General features: G+C 40.2%; 6 protein-coding genes and 1 pseudogene. All 7 read right to left on the bottom strand.

All coding sequences use genetic code 11. From position 1 onward, the window contains the following. Window positions 1-520 (bottom strand): plasmid recombination protein (locus tag G3255_RS18425; protein ID WP_211656076.1); only part of this gene is annotated, 520 nt, incomplete at its 3' end. A 219-nt stretch (window positions 521-739) separates the two neighbouring features. After that, complete coding sequence (locus G3255_RS18420; RefSeq protein ID WP_211656075.1) at window positions 740-901, bottom strand: hypothetical protein; 162 nt, start codon at window positions 899-901, stop codon at window positions 740-742. A 479-nt stretch (window positions 902-1,380) separates the two neighbouring features. Next, window positions 1,381-1,650, bottom strand: coding sequence for a DUF5839 family protein (locus G3255_RS18415; protein WP_211656074.1), 270 nt, complete (start codon window positions 1,648-1,650; stop codon window positions 1,381-1,383). Then, window positions 1,641-1,874 carry a hypothetical protein gene (locus G3255_RS18410; RefSeq protein WP_211656073.1) on the bottom strand — a complete coding sequence of 78 codons (234 nt, stop codon included), beginning with the start codon at window positions 1,872-1,874 and terminating at the stop codon, window positions 1,641-1,643. Before G3255_RS18410 ends, G3255_RS18415 begins: the two co-directional genes overlap by 10 nt. A 1-nt stretch (window position 1,875) precedes the next feature. Further along, window positions 1,876-2,052 (bottom strand): hypothetical protein, encoded by a 177-nt coding sequence (locus G3255_RS18405; protein ID WP_211656072.1) that lies wholly within the window; start codon window positions 2,050-2,052, stop codon window positions 1,876-1,878. Between the two features lies 1 nt (window position 2,053). After that, window positions 2,054-2,935 carry a protein rep gene (locus G3255_RS18400; protein ID WP_249222388.1) on the bottom strand — a complete coding sequence of 294 codons (882 nt, stop codon included), beginning with the start codon at window positions 2,933-2,935 and terminating at the stop codon, window positions 2,054-2,056. A 602-nt stretch (window positions 2,936-3,537) separates the two neighbouring features. Beyond that, window positions 3,538-4,318 (bottom strand): annotated as a pseudogene (locus G3255_RS18395) (hypothetical protein); the annotation flags it as partial.

Here is a 4,318-nt window from a genome sequence, read left to right as displayed (position 1 = left end):
TCGCTTTATCGAAGGACACCTGCTTTTCCATGCCCCGTTTGTACCCTGTAGCTACTGGAACAAAATTGAGGTGCATATGAGGGCTTGCCTCGTCATTGTGAATGACCGCATTGTAAATTTTTAAATTCGGATTGCGTTCTTGGAATGTATCGAACCATTTCTTCAATACGTCATTTGCCATTCGTTGATTTTCGGGATTGTTTTGAAACTGGCTGCTGTCGCCCACCTGCAAAATCATTTCTTGCTGCAAGCTTGTTTTCTTGCTCGCTTTTACTTGCTCATAATAATTTTTGATTTTCCGATCGTTGCGATTTTGTTTTTCGTTGTAGTCCGCTTGTGCCTGTCCAAATTCTTGTTTGTATAATTCCTTCAAACTTTTTTGTACGAGGTATTGATTTGAATTTGACCGCGAGAAATCAATGTGCGAATTTTGTTCTTTTTCCTTGTCATTGAATTTGCGATTGTTGTGTTTGATGTTCGTTTTTGTCGTGTCTTTTTTTAGTGAAATACTCATGCCCATATCCGACTCACCCCATTACCCAAAGCCTACCATAAACGTTTGTTACTTTCCAAAGTAACATTTTCTGTATAGTGACACGTTGTGTGCACTATGAAAATGCTCTCCGAGGGTAAAATCAAGGTCAAAATCAGGGAAAACGTCCTGTATCGGACAGTGTTTTCCATCCAAGAAAAAAGCAAAAAAAGAAGCTAAAGGAAGGACGCGATTCGCCGCCTTCTTTTACCTTCCTCTTTTCGCTTCCAACGTCCAAATCAACAGAAATACCGCAAACATCAACAGCAAAAGTCCAACAAGTAAATCCAACAAAAAAGAAATATAATCCTTCGTCGGATCCCCCAAGACAAAACCGGTTATCCCAAGACACAACACCACCAAAAACATGATGAACATCCTCAAAGTACCCATACTTCACCTACATCCATTTTTATCCATCATAGCATTCAAAAAAATATATGCACCAATCAAAATAGAAAAAAAGAAATGTAGAAATTTTATAGAAAAAAGGCAAACTACTCATCCGCAAAAAAGAAAGAAACTGTCCATCCCGAGTGGGCTTTTCTCCAGGCAAGGGCCAGGTAGTATTTTTCAAAACGCTACGCTGAAAAATCTCCACCTTTTCCCCCTTGCCTTCCGAAATTCGGCAGGGGCGAACATTTCGCCAATCCGACCAGACCTAAAACGAGGACTCCGACAGTCGGCTTGCGATTTCTATTGTACCTGCCGAACCGCCTTGCAACCGATCCCAGCAAATCCGATTCGATTTCTTTTATCGACACACTTGGAGGCTAGCCTCCAAACCTCCAGCCAAAACCTCCACCCTAAAAACAAGGAAATTCCAAATAAAAAAGAAGTAGCCCTAGCTACTCCTTTTCAGGCGCTCGTTCATACAAATCCGTGACACGTTTGTATCGTTTTCCCGTCTCTTCAAACTCTTCTCGAAAAACATGTGTCACTAAAAATGGTTTTTTTGCTTTGCCAACTCCAACAATGTCGCCCGGTTGAATATTTAACTGGCGCCTCATCTTAGGAATATGCCAATTATATGACTTTGGATATACCTTCAACGGTTCCCCTTTTTTATTTTTCAAATGAAAACCAGAAAGTGTATTGTTGTCGTTTTCTACTGACATTTTTTCACCTCATTTTCAATGCCCTCAAAGTTTTGCAAAACTTTTCGGTAAAAAGTTCTTAGTTCTTCTTGTTCTTCTTTCATCATCGCGTTGTTATAAATCGAACGATTGATTGACCGTTCAATGTCTTCTAACAACCCCAAAATCATTTGTGCTCTTTCAATATCGGTTGACGTCATACTTAAAATCGTTTGATACCGTGTTTGGTATTCTCTTATTCTCATCTCATCTACTCTTTTCCTCTGCTTGCTTTTGGTGAAAAACCATCGCTAATGCATCCAGTCGATTTGTTATTTCCCCGTCAGGCTGCTGTTTTTCCAACACCAAAAGAATCGCATCCAATTCCATCAGCGTAAATCCTAGATACACCCGGTCATTTTCGATTCGGTCAAATTGAATCATGTCACTCCACCTCGTCGCTTTCCTCAATGTGTTCTGCCCGTTTGTTAAATTCCTCAAATTCTTCTGGAGACAACTCACGCAATTTGCTGTCGTACTTCGAACCTTTCCAAAGCGACCGAAGCAAATGTGTATAGATGTTTTCGTCCTTTTCTTTGAAACGGTCCAGTTCGCCTGCTTCGTACTTTTTGGCATAGTCCTTCATCATGCCGGAATACACCAGCAGCTGTCGTCCTTTCAACGCTGTATAGAATGCATCAAAGACCATTTCGCTGTGATACAAGTCGCTTCCTTTTGCCGCGTACTTCGCAATTTCAAGCACGGCATTTGAATTACCTGTAGCACGAATTTTCTTGACATCGACCTGGGTAATCGACTTGTCTTCCATGCACTCTTGCCACATTTTCAACCATTCTTCTTTGCTGATGAAATCGCTTGCCTTGTTGAAATAACTTTTATTCACCACCACAACCGCATGCACATGAGGGTTGTAGGTGTTGTATGTCGGATTCGGGTCCCCGACCTTTAACCCACGCATTTCGAAATAATCTTTCTTGCGCTTGAACGCTTTTGCCGTGATAAATTGTTCCTGGTCTGTCGTCACTTCTATTTTTCGGACGTAGCCTTTCACCACACGTTTTACGTTCCGACGTTCAAACAGCCGTTTCACAGCTTTATTGAACTTGTCTAATTCCTCGCTTAATTCCCCAGCACCACAGTTGGGAGAAGTCAGCGTCAGAAACAAAAATTCCTTGCCTTCGATTTCTTTCACCGCGTCAAACATGACCGACAGCTTAATGGCGTCTTTCTTTGCCGTCTTCCATGTACAAATGGGGCAGAAACGATTGTCACAGGAATAGGTTTTGTGCAATCTCTTCACACTCATTTCCTCGTTGGTCAGAAATAACAAGAAATTACTGCACGTTTCAAATCGCACCACCGATTTAACCGTGACGTGTTTTTCGATATAAACCATTGCTTTCCGATTCATATCTTTTTTAGGTGTCAACTTGCTCGCCAGTTCGTCGCCAAGTTTTGTATTTTTAAGTTTGGGTTTTTCCCATTCGCTAGGTTGATTTTTAATCATAAATGTTGTAAAGTCACAAGTGAGCAATCTAAATTTAATAAGTTCAAAAGACTTGTCCTCCTCTCTGTATTTAAACTTTTGTGTGGTAACTTAAGCTTAACTTTCAGATGAAAAAAGGGCAAGTCTTTTTTTTTGAAATCGTATCCTATAAATCGACGTTTTTTGAGAGCAAGAACCCTTGAGGGCGTAAGAGCGAAGACCTACTACACGCCCTTATTTCGTGCCGAAATAACGACGTGTAGTATCAAGATAGAAAAAACACGAAAAAAAAGCCCCTAAAAAAGGGCTTTTTTTATCTCAAAAAAACAAACAAAACTCACCTCATTTCCGAGAGGATTTTGTTTGTTTTTTTTATGCGCTCATTTTCTCCATGATGTTTTTCTTTTTTTTTTTTTTTTTTTTTACCTCTCCATCCCCATATCTTTTTGTCTTTCTCTTCGCTCTTGAATAATTTGTTGTTTTTCCTCTTCTTTTTCTTTCTCTTTCTTCTCGTGCCTGTCAAAAATTTTATCAGCTGCACTCTTTTCTTCTTCCGGCACAACCTCTCGCAATGAATCTATATCTACTTTGATTTCCTCAAAGTTATGCAACAAAGAAATCGCTCGAGCCTTCCCCATAAGATCAGCCATCTTTTGTTTGGGTACAGCAATAACTTGTAAGGAGTTTTCTTTAACCATATGCAACGTATGTTTTAAGGATTGAACAACTCGCTTCTGCATCTCAAACGCTTTTTCCAGTGTTTTAAGATCTGCTTTAACTTGACTGTTCTCTTGTTTCAATTCTGCATTTTCTTTTTCTAGTTTCTGTTTTTCTCTCAAATTAGCATCTGATTCACGCTGAAGCTTCGTATTTTGCGTTTTAAGGGCTTCTGAAGCCTTCGCTAAGGTTTTCATGTTCTCGAAGTCCTCAGCAGGCATTTTGACGTTTCTACGGTCAAATAAGCCTGCTTTCTCGACTTCCAAGCCTTCAACCGACTTAGAGGACTCTACCGCCTTTACAAGCTCTTGTACGCCTTCCTGGAGCTTTTCACGTTCTGCCGTGTATTTCTTCTCCAAATCCACGATTTTTGTATCTAATTCTCGTATCTGCTCTTTTTTCTCTTTGAAATCATTCACGTCTTTAAATTCGTTCGTGCCGACCAGTTCCCGTTCAATGCCACGCTCTTTCAGCATTTTTTCTAGC

Origin of the sequence: Planococcus sp. MSAK28401 (assembly GCF_018283455.1) — a bacterium.
Taxonomy (GTDB): domain Bacteria; phylum Bacillota; class Bacilli; order Bacillales_A; family Planococcaceae; genus Planococcus; species Planococcus alpniumensis.
The sequence above is the reverse complement of the archived record's forward strand: the minus strand, read 5'-3'. Positions and strand labels throughout refer to the sequence as shown.